Origin of the sequence: Siminovitchia terrae (assembly GCF_003605405.2) — a bacterium.
Classification (GTDB): domain Bacteria; phylum Bacillota; class Bacilli; order Bacillales; family Bacillaceae_C; genus Siminovitchia; species Siminovitchia terrae.
Genome location: NZ_QYTW02000005.1, coordinates 121,074 through 137,735, shown reverse-complemented (window position 1 = coordinate 137,735; position 16,662 = coordinate 121,074). Strand labels below are relative to the sequence as shown.

Sequence of the window (16,662 nt, the reverse complement as noted above, 5' to 3'; positions counted from 1 at the left end):
TTTACAATTGAAAGATAAATATTAATAATTCGTCATTCATAATAGATTGGAGAGATACGTTGATATGGAACAAGTGGATCTCGAGAATGTATGGAACGTTTGCTTTGACAGCATGTTGATTATTAATCATGAGGGCCAGATTAAAAAAGCAAATAGATCTGCCCTTCGCTTGTTTGAACTCAGCTCAAAAACCTTGGGAGAAACATCTGTTTTTGAATTGATTCCACTGGAGTATCAAAAGTTCTTGATGACAACTGATGAGATGACCGGAATATCATTCTCATTCGGCACCAAGGAGTTATTGATGAATATTGTTCCTTTTAATGATCGTTTCCTTTTGATCATTAAAGACATTACCCAGCAACAGCTTTTAAAGTATAAACTGCAGCAGGCAACTGAACAAAAATTCCTGTATCATTCAATTCTCGATATGCTCGAAGAAGGAGTATGCGCTATTAATATGGAGGGTAAAATCCTTTTCTATAATAAAAAGATGGGGGAGATTGACCTTCGTGAACCAGACTCTGTGAAACAGAAACTGTTCCGGGAGGCCTTTCCAGATATAGACGAGCACTCCACCATCCTATTAAAGACCTTAAGACTCTCGAAGTCATTGAACTATCGGGAAACCCATTTCACAAATAGCGGGAAAGCTATTACCACACTCTCAAAATCAAAAACTCTAAACATAGGCTCAAAACAAGTCGGAGCTGTTGAAATTTTGAAAGATATTACGGAACAGAAACAATTGGAAGAGACTATCCGTAACTTTAAAAATGATCCTGTCAGGGAAAATACATATAAATCAAAAAACAAAAACAACAATACCCGGTTTCAATTCAAGGACATTGTTTTTACAAGCAGAGTGATGCGCCAAACAGTAGATCAGGCCAGGAGAGCCGCCCGGACATCATCATCCACCCTTATTATCGGGGATACAGGAACGGGCAAAGAGTTATTTGCTCAAAGCATACATAACGACAGTCCCAGAAAAAACTTCCCTTTTATCGCCCAAAATTGCGCTGCACTCCCTGAGCATTTATTGGAGGGGTTGTTATTCGGTACTTCTGTCGGCAGTTTCACTGGAGCTATCGATAGAGAAGGGTTGATAGAGCAGGCTCATAGCGGCACTTTGCTTTTAGATGAAATAAATTCCATGGGAATTAATCTGCAAGCTAAACTTTTGCGCTTTTTACAAGAGAAGACAATACAACGCCTTGGAGCAAAGAAATCCATTGACGTTGATGTCAGGGTGATTGCCACAATCAATGAAGACCCTTACGTAGCCATAGAAAATGGAAGATTGAGGGAAGATCTGTTCTATCGTTTAAGTGTGGTTAATATTATTATTCAACCCTTAAAAAAAAGGAAAGAAGACATCCCAGTATTAATTGACCATTTCCTTCAAAAACACAGTGAAAGATTACAGATCAGGGTCGATAAAGTGGAATCGGAGGTCATGGATATTTTTCTGAATTACGAATGGCCCGGAAATATAAGGGAATTAGAACATACAATTGAAGGCTGTATCAATATGCTGGATGGAGAAAATGCTATTGCTTATCACCATTTATCAGCAACCTTCCAGGCAAGAGCCAATGAATATGCGCAAATAACTGTAGACCGGGACATTCCAAAGCTTTCATTGCTTTCAGGAGGAAGTTTAGAGGAGCAGAAAGAAAAATTGGAACGTACTCTTATACAGCTTGCTTTAGAAGAGGAAAATGGAAATGTGACAAGAGCTGGTAAACTTTTAGGAATCTCCAGACAAAATCTAAATTATAAATTGAAGAAATACGACCTTACCTAGATGTCATATTACACTGCTCCTTTGGAGTGGTGATTATTTTTTGGGAAGAACATAAGCGCAAGTGCCTGCTTATCGGCGCAAAGCTAGGCGAACGCTGAAGAATGGTAGTTTACCTTCAGCAGCGTTTGACTTAATCCTAGCGTCGATGGCACTCGCCAACCGGACAGCACGGTGACGAAAGCCGCATTATAGCACGACTTTCTGTACGTCGGAGCTGAATTCAACATTTAGGTGACCATAAAAAAAATCGCACCCGAAACCGGGTGCGCAAAATGAAGGTAGAGGTTATTAACAATTGAGTAAACAAATGACTTAGTTAAAATTATTCAACGAAGCGTCCACGTTGGCGCATCAATTCGCGGTTTAAGTCAGGGTTTACTTCGAATGCTGCACGTCCGTGCATCCAGAACAAGTTGTTAAGTACAACAAGGTCTCCGACTGGAAGTTCCAATTCAAGTACGCTATCGTCTGCTTCAATAGATGCGGAAAGATCTTCCAAGTATTTTGCTTGTTCAATTGATTCAGGATATACGAACTGATCGATAAAGCAGATGCATGGCTTGTCGTTTACGTTGAAGAAAGTAGCACGATCAACTGTTTGTGTTACGTTTTTGCTTGGAGGAGCAATATATGTGAACTTATGCTTTCCAAGCGGATTGTTCGCAAATTTATCAAGCTCTTTCCAGTCATCCAAGTGAAGAAGTCTTGATTCACCGCCGACTGCATTTTCTTCAACCATTTTCATCATAAGCAACCAGTCAGTTGGCTCGTCAACGAATGTTCCGTCAGTATGCATTGTGAATAGACGGTATGCTTGACGAAGGAAAGAGTCACTGTTGTCAGTGTGCTTAACTGTGAAGCGTGCATAATATTTACCAGTCATCGCATCAAAGTTTGGCATACCAACCAAGTGAGAGATTGCTGTTCCGAAGATGACAAACTCGTCAGTATCTTCTGTTACACCTTCCAAACCAACTGTGAAACCACCGGACTCACGGTCGTGAACAATGCTTCTTAGAACATCGCCAAGGTCTTCGCCAACGAAGTCTTGAAGAAGAGAAGAAATGATCTGACGTTGATATGGTGTGTATTCCAATGTTTGAACAGTGATGCCCTTTTCTTCAACAGCTGCTAAGAATTTAGCAATGGCTTCTTTAGAGACTTCAACGTGATACAAACGCTTGGATTGTGGATGTTCCTTTACTTCATAAGCCTTTCCTGTTTTAAGGTATTTCAATTCTTGTGTAACGCCCATTAGAGATTCCTCCTGTTTAATGAAAAGTATAATTTTAGTCGTGGAGAAAAGAAAACATAAAAAGCCAGCTGTTGATACACCTATCCTGTTAGGAAAGGTCGTATATCAACAACTGGCTTATATTCACTTCACCGCTCTATGGTTGTAGAGTCACAGCGAATATTGCAGTCTGCATATTTTATTTTTTCCGTCTCCAAAAATCTATACTATTCACGGATTTTGAAAAGGCATTTTTCAAAAGGTGAATATGTTTTATTATTGCTTGATTTAAGAATACCACCGTGTACAAAATATGTCAACAAAAATTCACATTTTATTCTTTCCAATTTTTCTATTCAAAAAACGCCTTAAATATTTCCAATCAAATGCGCCTTGGCGTATTTGCGCCCAGATTTTATCGAGCTCCGATCAATAAATTCCCTCTGAAAATCTGTGGCATCCGCCGGAGGCTTTAACTTTATTCAGCCGGGGTTTGAACCCCCACTGAATGGAATAACAATATGGATTCATCTCACCACTTACAGAAGTGGGAGACTTCTGCTGAATGAAGTTAAATATTTACATTTAAAACCTAACATGCAATGCCAATTCTAACGCTCAGTCGCTCAAGATCATAGAGCAGAATCATGAAAAATGTGTTCCGTGTGCTACAGATTTTACAAGGAAGGCTTGTTCATCTCGTTGTAAAACCGCACGAAGTACATCAAGTCAGAGGTAAAAACCATAATCGCCAATATTTTACATAAGTGAATTTTCCCATAAATCAAATAAATGAAGATCAATTATTTTACTTATTTAAGAGATGTCAAAAATCTCCATTTGAACCTCTCATGACTAAAGTCACGAGATTCTTGGGAAGAGAGCATACTTGTTGGCGTATTTCTTTACCAACAGCGGTTTCTCTTATGGACCAAGCTATCCCCATAGTTCCTACGGTTCTTTGTTTAGCTAGCCTAGGCTTAAAGCGTGTACTCTCAGACCTTCGGCCAAGACATTTTTACTGGCATTAATATCACGGTCATGGTGAGCTCGACATGCTGGACAAGTCCACTCTCGAATGTGGAGAGCTTTCTTTCCTTCTTGGTGTCCACATCCAGAACAAATCTGACTGGATGGAAACCATTGATCTACTTTAATGATTTCACGACCGTACCACTCAGCCTTGTATTGTAATTTCGTGACAAAGCTAGACCATGATACATCCGATATGCTTTTGGCTAGTTTATGATTACGCAGCATCCCTTTTGTGTTTAAGTCTTCTATACAGATGATATCGTGGTTTTTGATGATCTCTGTACTGAGCTTATTCAGAAAATCGGTACGCTGATTCATGACTTTCTCGTGCAATTTTGCGACTTTACGCTTTTGTTTCTGATAATTTTTCGCTTCAAAGAGATTTATACCCTTTTTCTTAGCAATGAGGGCACGTCTGGACAACTTACGTTGTTCACGTTTGAGTTTCTTTTCCATTCTGGAAGTGAATCGATTATTATCAACTTTACGACCATCAGAAAGAATCGCAAAGTCAGTGATCCCCAAGTCAACGCCAACAGGAGAGCCTGTTTTAGGAAGCTCGTGGATGTCTTCTTCGCATAACAAAGACACGTAGAATGTTCCGCTCGCATGTTGGCGAATCGTGGCATTCAGGATACGCCCTTTCGGTTCTTGACTTTTAGCGCAAGCCACTAGACCTAGCTTAGGCAGCTTCACGTGTTTCTCTTTCAGTTCGACACTATTATTCACATTTTTGGTTGTATAGCTTTGAACCGGATTCTTTTTACTTTTGAATTTTGGTTGATGATTCTGTTTGTTGAAAAAGCGTGAAAAGGAATCAGCCAGATTTTTTAGAGAGGATTGAAGGGCCGTGCTATCGACTTCTTTTAGCCAGCAAGTGGCTTCTTCCCTTTTCATTTGAGGAAGTAAGGCAGAACAAGCCTCATAGGACAAACCTTTTCCAGTTTGAGCATACGTCGTACTCCAACGATGAAGAAAGTGGTTATAGACAAACCTGGAACAACCGATGGTTTTAGCGATGAAGATTTCTTGTTCTTTCGTTGGATAGATACGAAACTTGTAGGCTTTGTGCCGCAGCATTGGACTCACCTCACTTCATTGCTTTGATAGACAGACACCTCTATACTATTTTAACATATGAATGAAAAATCTCACTTATCTAAACAAAAGCCGATTCATTTACACGACTGAAGTCGCGAGTATTCTCGGTTGGATGATAAAAAGGACCCTTTCAGCGTTCACACGCCGAAAGGGCCTTTTTATTACCAAACGAATATTATTTTTCAGCCGCCGTGATTTGTTTGTAATGGAGATCAAGGTCCTTCATTGCAGCAATGAGTGCATTCGTTGCTTTTCCACGGTAGTACGTCTGGATGGCTTCCATCTGTTCATCGATTCCATCCTTTAAGCTCGTCCCGCGTAAAAGACGCCCGATAAAATCACTGCCATGTTCTGTTGCAAGCGTAGCAGAGGCTTTCAAAATAACCCCGTACTTCACATCTACTTCAGCTGTAATCGTCAAAGTTTCATACACACTTTTTGCAGCCATTCCCTGTGGCAAGCGTGCATGACCGGCTATAAACATTGTCTTGGCATTGAACTCCATGGATTTAATCTCCTCTTTCAATCATTATAATGTTACAGCTGCTTCTTTCAGATGTGCTTGTTCAGGGATACGTCTAACCACTTCTTTCCCTATTTCAATGGATGCAGTCGCAGCTGGTGATGGCGCGTTACATACATGAATCGTTCTATCCCCCATGATGATGTTGAAGTCATCAACCATTGAACCGTCGTCCTTGAGTGCTTGAGCACGAACACCGGCCGGTGCTGGAATTAAGTCATCCTCCTGGATTTCAGGGATCAAAGCTTGGAGACTTTTTGTAAATTGTGCCTTGCTGAAGGAGCGGACGTATTCATCCAATCCTTCTTTTGCGAACTTTCCAGCCATTTTCCATAAGCCTTTGAATGCGAGGCTTTCTGCTAAATCCCTTGCACTGAAATCAATCTTTTTGTAACCTTCACGCTTAAATGCCAACACAGCGTTAGGACCTGCATCAACTTCCCCGCTGATCATGCGCGTAAAGTGAACGCCAAGGAACGGGAATTTTGGATTAGGAACCGGATAAATCAAGTGTTTGACCAAATGACGTTTTTCAGGTATTAATTTATAATATTCCCCGCGGAACGGAAGAATTTTCATATCTGTTTTATACCCTGCGGCCGCAGCTACTCGGTCACTGTGAAGTCCTGCACAGTTGATGACCAGGCTAGCTTTAACCGTTCCGTTAGTAGTTTCAATAACAACAGAGTCAGAACCTTCGTTGATTTTCTCAACTTTTGTGTTCAAGAGAATATCGCCGCCGCGCTCTTGAATAATTTCTGCGAATTTTTCACTTACCTGCTTATAATTAATGATCCCAGCCATTGGAACACGAATCGCACCAAGACCAGCAACATGTGGTTCAATTTCATTTAATTCTTCTTTACTGATTTTTGTAATAGCAAGCTCGTTTTGCAAGCCTCTCTCATACAAGTTATCAAGGAGAGGAAGCTCTTCCTGCTTTGTTGCAACAATGACTTTACCGCAAATATCGTGAGCGATGTCATATTTTTCCGCGAATTCTCTCATTGACTGACTGCCTTGTCTAGCAAAACGCGCTTTGAAGCTTCCAGGCTTGTAGTAGATTCCAGAGTGAATAACCCCACTGTTATGTCCAGTTTGATGTTCAGCCACTGAACCTTCTTTTTCAATGACAACGACTTTTGCATTTGGGAATCTGTCGTAAATGGCCATACCTGTTGATAAACCTACAATACCGCCGCCTACAATTGCGAAATCATACATAATTTTATGCCTCCATTTAATGCTTTTTTGTTTTGTTTAACTCCAGCAACTAGCCCTTGAGGTCATAAGCCCATTCCCTGTAGTCGGCGTGAAGTACAGCCTTCTCGGGAATCGTCTTATTTGCCCACGCTGATTCATGTCTTCGTATTTCTGTCCAGTTTCCGTCGCTAATGGGCATTTACGCTTTTCTGATGCTTTCCATACAATCTATTAAATTATTTTTTGTACGCAAAATATGATACTCCACTGCAGCTTGCAGTTCAGCCGGATCTCCTCTTAAAGCAGCCTCATAGATGAGCCTGTGCTCCTGCTGTGTCTCCTGGTAATAATCAATCAGGAGATTTGGTGCTATGGGTGAAATACCTAGAGTTTCAACCATTTTACGAAGCCTTGGCCAAGGACAGCCTCTCATAAGGATTTGGTGAAATGCTGCATTCAGACGGATATACTCTCCATTTGTCTCATCTGTCAAATCCAGCGTTTCCATCTGAACCACGATATCATGCAAATCCTGCTTGTCCTCATCCGTCAAATACGGAAGTGACTTTTCTACTGCGAGCCCTTCCAGCATAGACCGAATATAGTATATTTCCTCTATATTCTCCTTTGTAATAGGGGTGACAACTGCGCCCTTGTGAGGGACGATTTCTACGAGCCCTTCCATTTGCAGTTGTGTAAGTGCTTCTCGAATCGGCATTCTGCTGACTTCCAGCTTCTCTGCCCACTCTTCCTGAATCAACCGGTCACCCTTTTTCAAAGTACCGTCCAAAATGACTTCTCTCAGGCGTTTCGTGACATTTTTAACAACTGTCGACTTATGTTGTGCCAATTTCTCTGGCAAAATATCCACCTCAATTCACTTTGGATACAATTTAGAGTTTATCATACAAAAATATGGCTTTCAAGGGAGAAAAACAAAAAAATTGAATCCAATCTTCGTGAGATTGGATTCAATTTCATCAATATTAGGGTCAGTCCCCCACTGCGTTAATATGCTACCACTTTAACGTGCTGGGGGTCTGACCCCGTCGTTTTATTCTTTATCAATATATTTCAGTTTTTCTTTAGGGAAGTTTTCCCTCATTGCAATCATGAGAATAATACCAAGAATTGTCCATCCAGCGAAAATAGCCCACTCATATGGCCATACTAGAGCTGCTGGCATACCTGGCATGTAAAGAATAACAAAGAAAATACTCAAGATGATCGCAATCCATCCGACAATACTTGATTTTCCAGCTCGGAAAGGCCGCACCATATTCGGCTCATTTTTACGAAGCTGTACGAAAGCAACAGCTGCTAGTAAATAACCGATAACAATAGCGAGTCCACCTGCATCTACAAGCCAGACAAGCATAGGTCGGCCAAGCAATGGAGCTACAGTAGCCAATGCACCAATGAATAATACGGAATTTGTAGGTGTACCATGCTTAGCATCAAGTTTACCGAACCAGGCAGGAATCATCTTTTTATCTGCCATTGCATACAAGATACGGCTTCCCCCAATAATAAAGGCGTTCCAGCTTGTGAGAATTCCAGCGATACCACCAAGAATCAATACAATTCCCCAAATGTCACTTCCAAAAATAGCAACCATGGCATCAGCAGTTGGAAGTGTTGAAGCAGCCATAGAATCCTTGTCTAATCCCAAAGCAACAGCCAGTATGACCGCAACATACCAAATAACAGCCAAAACAACCGACAAAATCAGGATTTTTCCAATAGCTTTAGCAGGAACATTCATTTCTTCAGCAGTTTGAGGAATAACATCAAATCCAACAAACATGAAAGGTGTCATAATAGCAACAACCATGATACCGCCAATACCGCCAACAAACAATGGGTCTGAATTGGCTGCTTCTCCATTGAAAACCCCACCAAAGATAAGCAATAAACCGATAAGTGCAATAATAATAGTTAAAACCATTTGCAGGAAGGCTGCAGATTTTACACCTAAATAGTTAATAATTGTTACAAAAATAGAGGCCCCAACACCAACTAATACCCATGAAGCGTAAACTTCATAATCATTGATTGTATACATATAGCCTACTTTATAATTTGGGAATATATATTCAATAACTGTTGGAAGCGCTACGGCTTCAAAAGCTACAACTGAAATGTACCCAAGTGCGAGCATCCACGCTGCTATAAAAGCTGATTTTGGCCCGACACCCCTAAAAACATAAATAAGTGCTCCACCTGTAGTAGGCATAGAAGATGCAAGTTCGGCATAAGTTAGACCAACAAAAATTACAAGTATTCCACCTAAAACGAATGCGATCATTGCACCGATTGTACCAGCCCCAAGAATCCATTCTCCGGACATAACGACCCAGCCCCATCCAATCATGGCGCCAAAAGCTAAAAATAGGACGTCCCAACGGGATAATACCTTTTGAACCTCTTGCTTATTATTGTCCATTTTCTTTCTCCTTTGTTATATTCTTCCTTCTAGTAAAAAGCACTTTCTCACAAAGCAGACTTGGTGCCAACAAGTGCTTTGATTGTTGTCCAATATTAAAAAAAGCTTACGTTTTTCTCTATAGCTCTGAAAGTCTTGATTTTCTTGTCCCGATTTATTTATCGGATATAGACATGTTGCGTTCTGGGGTGGCGTTCATATGCCACCGACGCACAGGAAGTACTCATGCAAGCGAAGCGACAGGATGCCCTGTCTAAGCCTCCCAAATCCAAAGTAGTGCGGCGTTGTTTAGACCAGTGTCAATCGACTAACAGGCTTTCCCCTAGTCAATCTGATCATTTCATAGCCGTGCTTTTCCAGATTGCTAGAGATGCCTACAGACAGATGCTTGCTCTTTAATTGAAGGTTCCTGCCGAAAGACTGTCACTTTCGGCAGGTAATTGATTTCATTAAAGAAAATGATAAAAACTTCATTATCATTGATACAACATTTAGCTGCAACACCGATTTCCACAAGGTTAAGTCAATTCTCTGTTGCAGTTGTGGAACAACGGCGCTTTCGCTTATGTCATTACTTGGTATATGGATTAATAGTTACAGTCTTATTTGTTGTAAAGAACTCAACTGCTGACTGTCCTTGCTCTTTCGGGCCTTGGCCTGAAGCTTTTGTTCCACCAAACGGAGCCTGTGGTTCCGCACCACCAGTTTCACCATTGATCTGAACCATTCCAACTTCACTGTTTTCCATGAAGTGGAAGGCTTTTTCAAGGCTATCTGTGAATACAGCAGCACTTAATCCGTAAATTGTATCATTGGCTTTTTGAAGTGCTTCGTTATAATCAGCCACTTTCATCAGTGCTACAACTGGGCCGAAGATTTCTTCATTCACAATCGACATTTCGTGAGTAGCATTTCCAAAAATTGTTGGTTCGATGTAATATCCTCCATTGATATCTAAAGCGCTGCCTCCATATAGAAGTTCAGCCCCTTCATCTTTACCTTTTTGGATATAGCCAGTAACTGTGTCAAACTGCTTTTTGGATGCAACAGGTCCCATTGTGATGCCCTCTTGGAGACCATCTCCAATTGTGATTTGCTTCGCATTTTCAATTACTTTCTCAACAAACTCATCGTAAATGCTCGCTTCGACATAAGCGCGGCTTGTTGCAGTACAGCGCTGGCCAGTTTGCTTCATAGCACCTTCCACAACAAGGCGTGCAGCAAGATCAAGGTTTGCATCTTCAAGAACAACGGCAGGGTTTTTACCGCCAAGCTCAAGTTGGAATTTCTTTCCATTAGCAGTCGCTAATTTTGCGATATTTTGACCAACCGCATTTGACCCCGTGAAAGTAACTGCCGCTACGTCTTTATGCGTTGTAAGTACATCGCCGATTACAGAGCCTCTACCCAATACGAGGTTAAGAACTCCGGCAGGTAGCCCTGCATCTTCAAATACTTTTGCCACTTTTGTGGCTGTAATTCCTGTTTCTTGCCCTGGTTTCCATACGACTGGGTTTCCAAAAACAAGAGCAGGAGCCATTTTCCAAATTGGAATAGCAATCGGGAAATTCCAAGGTGTGATCGCTGCCACAACTCCAACAGGTACACGTACTGCAAGCAAAGTAGTTCCGTTAGCCGCTGAAGGAAGAACTTCGCCCTTTTTGCGCATTCCTTCTTGAGCATAGTACCTTAGGATAGATGCCCCTCTAAGTGCTTCACCTTTAGTTTCGATGAATCTTTTACCCATTTCTTGAGTAGCTGTTTTTGCAATATCATCAGCGCGCTCTTCTAAAATATCAGCTGCTTTTCGGAGGATTTCACCTCGATTGACTGAAGACATGGCTTTCCAGCCTGCTGCGGCAGCTTTTGCAGCCTCAATCGCTTTTTCTACATCTTCTACAGTTGAAACTTCAGTAAATCCAATGCTTTCAGATGGATTGGCAGGATTAAAGTGTTCATGTTTTTCTCCAGAAGAAGCACTAACCCATTCTCCATTAATAAAGTTCAAGTAATTTGTCACAATATTCACTCTCCCTAAGTGTTCATTCGTTCTTTTGATTAAGCTTTTATGACTCGTTCTAAGATAGCTAATCCTTTGTCGATTTTTTCGTCCATTGTCAAAGGAGGAAGGTAGCGTAAGCCACTGTAACGAAGACCTGATCTTAATATAATCGGGCCTTCCTGTACGCTATTGGGAGTAAGTCCTTTTCAGGCTGTTTTTGTCCATGACAAGTTCGATGGCACACACATCGGCCTAAACCGCATTCATCACCGATTGTTTCACATTGACCCTTTAATCCGTTAAAGACTGATTGAATTTTTATCCATTCACACGCTACAATCCAACAGATTTCTCTTCAATCCCATCTCAAACAGCGTCCACTTCAAACTAAAAGAAGTTTGCAGGTAGTTTCATCCAAGTAACCGATCACTTCTGTAGCAGGGATGCTGTAGTGACCCGAGAAGGTTTAAGTTTTCTTGTCAAAAACACCCGTCAGTGAAAGGACATAGTCAAACATTGCGATTTCTGATTTGCTCATTTAATTGCGTTTTCATTTGCCTTTGCACCACTGGTTGCAAGCATTGTCTTTTTTGAAAATCTCCAGGTTTCGGTTGGATGTATAACCATAAGGCGTCACAACACTGGTGTATGAACTTAGACAGTTGGTCTTAAATAGCATTGACGATTCGCGGAGATGATGGACGCTGTTTTGGATCCAATGCCTCCAGCGAAATTAATGTATTCATTCCCCTCTGGCACGGCGCCTTTCACAAGCCATTCGGCCTACTCCCTAATGAATAAACCTCCCCCTCTTTCGATCGAAAAATGCAAAGCACAAAGAAAAGCACAAGACAATTCCTGAACTTTTATTGTCCCTTATTGTTTACGCTTTCCTAACCAATAGAAAAAGCCAGTTCTACTTTAAATGTCCTCTTGACAGTGAAGCTGTACAGTACGGTCATTTATTAAGTAAACTGGCTCTAAATCTACGTTATGCTTTGCTTCTTCAACAAAGTCCGGTTAGATTTGACAGTCCTTCTTAAATAGTATTATTCAGTCATGAATTATCTATGACGTTATAACTATAGCAACTATGTAAAGTGACTGTCAATCTAATTATCTTCAAGAATTCGACATTTTTTCTTGTTAACCCGTTAAAAGGTGATAGCCATCGCGACTTCATCACATGCTGGAAATTTTGGACAATGGATACAATCTGTCCAAACCTTTTGCGGCATTTCTTCCTTTTGTATAATATCAAAACCGCATTTCTTAAAAAACGCGACTTGATAGGTTAGTGAAATCAGCTTGGAAATTCCCAATTTTTTTGTTTCTCCGACAATTTTTTCTACTAATATTTTTCCAATTCCGCGTCCTTGTGCCTTCCCATCAACAGCAAGAGACCGAATCTCCGCCATGTCCTGGCCAAGTACAGCAAGACAGGCAACGCCGAGAACTTCCTCCCCTTCTTCCGCTACAAAAATGGACTGTATATTAATAATTAGAGATTCACGCGTTCTCGGAAGCAGCAGCTCCTCATCGGCATACTGGTTGACAAGCTCGTAGACTCTATCAATATCCTTGAGAACTGCTTTGCGGACTTCGATCATTTCCATCACCTTTTGATTCAATATATATTGTTAATCTTACCGATTGAAAACGGAAAGTCAATATATTTTTAAATAATTATTCATTTTTTCTAATAAATATTCAATTATCCCTTTCATTTTATGAAGACCGCTGTATAATATCATTAATACAATTTAATTATGATAGGAGAATTTTCAATGGAACATACCTTGCTTCCGAAGGGTTTTTATTCTTGTGCCAAAAGACTCGGCATAAAGGACGATACACCTGATTTTACTGTCATTTACTCCGAAGCGCGTGCAGCAGCGACTGCCATGTTCACAAAAAACCAGTTTTGTGGTGCGCCCGTAACAGTCGGAAAGGAACATATTAAAGACGGATACCTTCAAGCTTTTGTTATCAACAGCAAAAACGCAAATGTTGCAACTGGAAAACAGGGCATTGAAGATGTTCATACGATCATATCAGCGGTTGCTGACGAATTAGACATTAGCTCGGCAGATATCCTCCCCTCCTCAACAGGTGTAATCGGAGTTCCGCTGCCGGTCAAAAAAATTATCGAGGGGATACCAGGATTAAAAAGCGAAATGAAGAAAGATGGCTTAAAGGATTCTGCTGAAGCCATTATGACGACAGACACTTTTGCCAAATATCGTTCAGAAACAATTGACGGCGTCACTTTGTGTGCCATCGCCAAAGGTTCCGGGATGATTGAGCCGAACATGGCAACGATGCTCAGTTATATCATGACAGACGCACAAATTGAACCAGAAACACTGAAGGCCATGTTAAAACAGGCAGTAGATGTCTCCTTTAATGTGGTATCCATAGACGGTGACACGAGTACAAGCGATACAGTTGCTGCTATGGCAAATGGTCTTGCAGGCCCGGTTGACCTTCAAAAGTTTGAACAGGTTCTGACGGATATGCTAATTAGTCTTACGAAAGACCTAGCCAGAGACGGAGAAGGAGCAACAAAGCTTGTCGAGGTACAGGTTGGCGGAGCCCAAAATGATGAAGAGGCCATAGTAATGGTGAAATCAATCATCAACTCACCATTGGTTAAAACAGCCATTTTTGGAGCCGATCCCAACTGGGGAAGAATTATCTCTACTATCGGCAATGCTGAGTATCCTATTAATGTGGAAATGGTATCCGTGGCATTCGGCGATATTACAGTATTCAGTAACGGTGAACCAACCGACTCAAACTTGGAGGAACTTTCAAATTACCTAAAAGGCGATGAGATCACCATTTCGGTCTCACTTGGAAACGGTCAGGGGAAAGCGACCGGATGGGGATGCGATCTGTCGTATGATTATGTAAAAATCAACGGGGAATACACAACTTGATGTAACAAGAGCCCGAATCAACATTTCGTGTTACTATCTGATATCACGGACATGCAGCATAGCGTTGTAGGTCCGTTTTTTCTTCTACTGATTGTAATATATATATTACAAAATGTAATGTATATGTTACAATCAGTGTTAAGGAGGTCGTAAAGTGAGTAACAAAGTGAAACTTGCTCGTGTTCAGGCTGATTTAACCCAACAGCAATTGGCAGAAAAAATTGGAGTTACCCGCCAAACAATCAGTTTAATTGAAAAAGGAAAATATAATCCAACATTAAAATTATGCCTTGAAATCTGCTACGCAGTTAATAAAACCTTAAATGATTTATTCTGGGAAGAAAGGTGAAGAGTAAATGATGAAAAAAATTACTGATGAAAGATTAATGATAAAGAACTTGAAAAATATACGAATAGCTTTTTTTATTCAAAGCTTAGGAGTGATAGGGATATTGCTGTATACAGCTATAAAGCACGGTATTTCAGGTATGACGAGTCAACCTTTATGGATAGTATTTATGCTGACTGCAATCGTATTAGGTTATTTACAAATGAGCATTTCCATCGAACACGAAAATCCAGATAAAAAAATTAAAAAGGGTTCCTACTTCAAAACTGTAATGATCATACTACTTATCACCATAGGTCTTGGATTTTTAATCACACTGTCACCAGAAAGCGGGCCAAAAGATGGTTTTGTGGTAGGTGGAGTTATTTTCTTGTGTACTCTGGCTCCCTATTCATATATTTACTATTTAAGAAAAAAGCATTCTGAGGATACAGACGAAGAGTAAAAAGAGCACCTTCAAATGCTCTTTTTACCATTCCCTATCTATAATGAACATTCAGGATTCCTCGCCCACTTGTAGGGTCAGGATGCCGCCTCTCCCTCAATCCGCTCCTCATAACGTCTCATTCTCTTTTCAGCCATTACAAACAGCACTTCAAACACCCAAGAGATGATCCAGTATACAAGAGAAGCAACCAGATACATTTCCAGGAATCTGTAACCATCATTAGCAATAATTTTGGCTATCGCCATGATCTCAACCACTTTCACGGCAAAAGCCAACGAAGTCGCTTTGATTAGACCGATAAAAGTGTTGCCGAGATTGGGAAGGGCCACGACAAAAGCTTGCGGCAATATAATCCTCCAAAGCCCCTGTGCCGTTGTCATTCCAACTGAATGCGCCGCTTCCATCTGTCCAGCGCTGATCGCATTGATGGAAGAACGAAAAATTTCCGCCTGATAAGCTGAAGTGTTTAATGTATAGGCAATAAAAGCATAGATTAATGGAGATATATTGGAAGCATCGAAATTTGTACCCACCTGTTCATTCAAAAATTCTAGAAGAACAGGTACGCCGTAAAAAAATACATATAACTGTACGAGCAGAGGCGTTCCCCTTATAAAGGAAATATATACGATAAAAAGCCGGTTCAATACCGGAAGTTTATAAATTCTGCAAAGGGCGATCAACAGTCCAAAAATCAGGCCGAAGATCATGGCAACCACTGCAATGGCAAGGGTCGCAGGCACCCCTTTTAATACTTCCGGAATTTGCTCAATCGCAAATTCCAGATTGATAATAGACAAGAGCAATGTCTCGCCTCCCCTCTATTGCCTTGATAAACTGACGCGGCCTTTTTTAAATACTTTTTCCAGGTAGCCGATAATGGCTTCTATCAAAATACAAGTCCCCCAATAAACCAAGGAAATCACGACATAGATCTGGAACATTCCCATTCCGTGGTTATTTCCAAGAATGATCCTCACCTGTCCCATAATGTCGATAATACCAATTGTAAAAGCCAGGGATGTATCTTTTAAAAGTTCAATAATATTGTTGCCGAGATTAGGCAAAGACACAACAAATGCCTGTGGTAATATAATCCTGAACAAGGCCTGCGGGTAGCTCATTCCAACACTGTATGCGGCCTCCAACTGGTCCCTGCCTACAGCAAGGTACGCTGACCGGAACACCTCAGATAAATAAGCAGCGGTATGGAACGAAAATGCGATCACAAGGAATACAAGCCGGTCCCATCCATTAATATCAATGCCAAAAGCTAAAAGCAGCTGCGGCAGTCCAAAATAAACAAGGAACAACTGAACAAGCAGCGGTGTACACCGGGTAAATGACAAATAAAACGTTGCGATCTGATAGAGTACAGGCTGCTTTTGAATCCGGATAATGGCAACAAACACTCCTAGAATAATAGAAAAGAATAATGATAGCCCCAACATCAAAAGAGTGAGCGGAAGCTTTTCAAGTACTTTGATAAGTAGATCAACCCAGCCTGCGAGCCCGGAAGTCATATTCATTCACCACCTAATGAAAATCCGTATTGAGTTGCTGAGCAAC

General features: G+C 40.9%; 14 protein-coding genes. 4 read left to right on the top strand and 10 right to left on the bottom strand.

Annotation, left to right across the window (positions count from 1 at the left end; translation table 11 throughout):
* Nucleotides 1-64 precede the first annotated feature (64 nt).
* The gene (locus D5F11_RS07760; RefSeq protein WP_120117521.1) at nucleotides 65-1,810 is read left to right on the top strand and encodes a sigma 54-interacting transcriptional regulator; all 1,746 of its coding nucleotides are present in this window, start codon (nucleotides 65-67) and stop codon (nucleotides 1,808-1,810) included.
* A gap of 322 nt (nucleotides 1,811-2,132) precedes the next feature.
* Here D5F11_RS07760 and glaH read toward each other — a convergent pair whose 3' ends face one another.
* The 8 genes from glaH to D5F11_RS07720 form a co-directional block, all read right to left on the bottom strand.
* A complete protein-coding gene (gene glaH / locus D5F11_RS07755; protein ID WP_120117522.1) occupies nucleotides 2,133-3,065 on the bottom strand; it encodes a glutarate dioxygenase GlaH in 933 nt (310 codons plus the stop codon).
* A 948-nt stretch (nucleotides 3,066-4,013) separates the two neighbouring features.
* Nucleotides 4,014-5,159 (bottom strand): IS200/IS605 family element RNA-guided endonuclease TnpB, encoded by a 1,146-nt coding sequence (gene tnpB / locus D5F11_RS07750; protein ID WP_120117523.1) that lies wholly within the window; start codon nucleotides 5,157-5,159, stop codon nucleotides 4,014-4,016.
* Between the two features lie 196 nt (nucleotides 5,160-5,355).
* Nucleotides 5,356-5,685, bottom strand: coding sequence for a DUF3870 domain-containing protein (locus tag D5F11_RS07745; protein WP_120117524.1), 330 nt, complete (start codon nucleotides 5,683-5,685; stop codon nucleotides 5,356-5,358).
* Between the two features lie 24 nt (nucleotides 5,686-5,709).
* Complete coding sequence (lhgO, locus tag D5F11_RS07740; protein ID WP_120117525.1) at nucleotides 5,710-6,927, bottom strand: L-2-hydroxyglutarate oxidase; 1,218 nt, start codon at nucleotides 6,925-6,927, stop codon at nucleotides 5,710-5,712.
* Between the two features lie 178 nt (nucleotides 6,928-7,105).
* Nucleotides 7,106-7,777 carry a GntR family transcriptional regulator gene (locus tag D5F11_RS07735; protein ID WP_245998135.1) on the bottom strand — a complete coding sequence of 224 codons (672 nt, stop codon included), beginning with the start codon at nucleotides 7,775-7,777 and terminating at the stop codon, nucleotides 7,106-7,108.
* A 183-nt stretch (nucleotides 7,778-7,960) separates the two neighbouring features.
* Nucleotides 7,961-9,352, bottom strand: coding sequence for an APC family permease (locus tag D5F11_RS07730; RefSeq protein ID WP_120117527.1), 1,392 nt, complete (start codon nucleotides 9,350-9,352; stop codon nucleotides 7,961-7,963).
* A gap of 571 nt (nucleotides 9,353-9,923) precedes the next feature.
* Entirely contained in the window at nucleotides 9,924-11,381 is a 1,458-nt protein-coding gene (locus tag D5F11_RS07725; protein WP_120117528.1) for an aldehyde dehydrogenase family protein, read from the bottom strand.
* A gap of 1,127 nt (nucleotides 11,382-12,508) precedes the next feature.
* Nucleotides 12,509-12,964 (bottom strand): N-acetyltransferase, encoded by a 456-nt coding sequence (locus tag D5F11_RS07720; protein WP_120117529.1) that lies wholly within the window; start codon nucleotides 12,962-12,964, stop codon nucleotides 12,509-12,511.
* A gap of 177 nt (nucleotides 12,965-13,141) precedes the next feature.
* Here D5F11_RS07720 and argJ point away from each other — a divergent pair, with 177 nt between their 5' ends.
* The 3 genes from argJ (at nucleotide 13,142) to D5F11_RS07705 (ending at nucleotide 15,090) form a co-directional block, all read left to right on the top strand.
* Nucleotides 13,142-14,296, top strand: a complete 1,155-nt coding sequence (argJ, locus tag D5F11_RS07715; protein WP_120117530.1) for a bifunctional glutamate N-acetyltransferase/amino-acid acetyltransferase ArgJ — start codon at nucleotides 13,142-13,144, stop codon at nucleotides 14,294-14,296.
* 154 nt (nucleotides 14,297-14,450) lie between these two features.
* Nucleotides 14,451-14,645, top strand: coding sequence for a helix-turn-helix transcriptional regulator (locus tag D5F11_RS07710; protein ID WP_120117531.1), 195 nt, complete (start codon nucleotides 14,451-14,453; stop codon nucleotides 14,643-14,645).
* Nucleotides 14,646-14,652: 7 nt separating this feature from the next.
* Nucleotides 14,653-15,090, top strand: coding sequence for a hypothetical protein (locus D5F11_RS07705; RefSeq protein ID WP_120117532.1), 438 nt, complete (start codon nucleotides 14,653-14,655; stop codon nucleotides 15,088-15,090).
* 77 nt (nucleotides 15,091-15,167) lie between these two features.
* Here D5F11_RS07705 and D5F11_RS07700 read toward each other — a convergent pair whose 3' ends face one another.
* Nucleotides 15,168-15,899, bottom strand: a complete 732-nt coding sequence (locus tag D5F11_RS07700) for an amino acid ABC transporter permease (RefSeq protein ID WP_244862107.1) — start codon at nucleotides 15,897-15,899, stop codon at nucleotides 15,168-15,170.
* A gap of 15 nt (nucleotides 15,900-15,914) precedes the next feature.
* Nucleotides 15,915-16,616 carry an amino acid ABC transporter permease gene (locus D5F11_RS07695; protein WP_120117533.1) on the bottom strand — a complete coding sequence of 234 codons (702 nt, stop codon included), beginning with the start codon at nucleotides 16,614-16,616 and terminating at the stop codon, nucleotides 15,915-15,917.
* Nucleotides 16,617-16,662 lie beyond the last annotated feature (46 nt).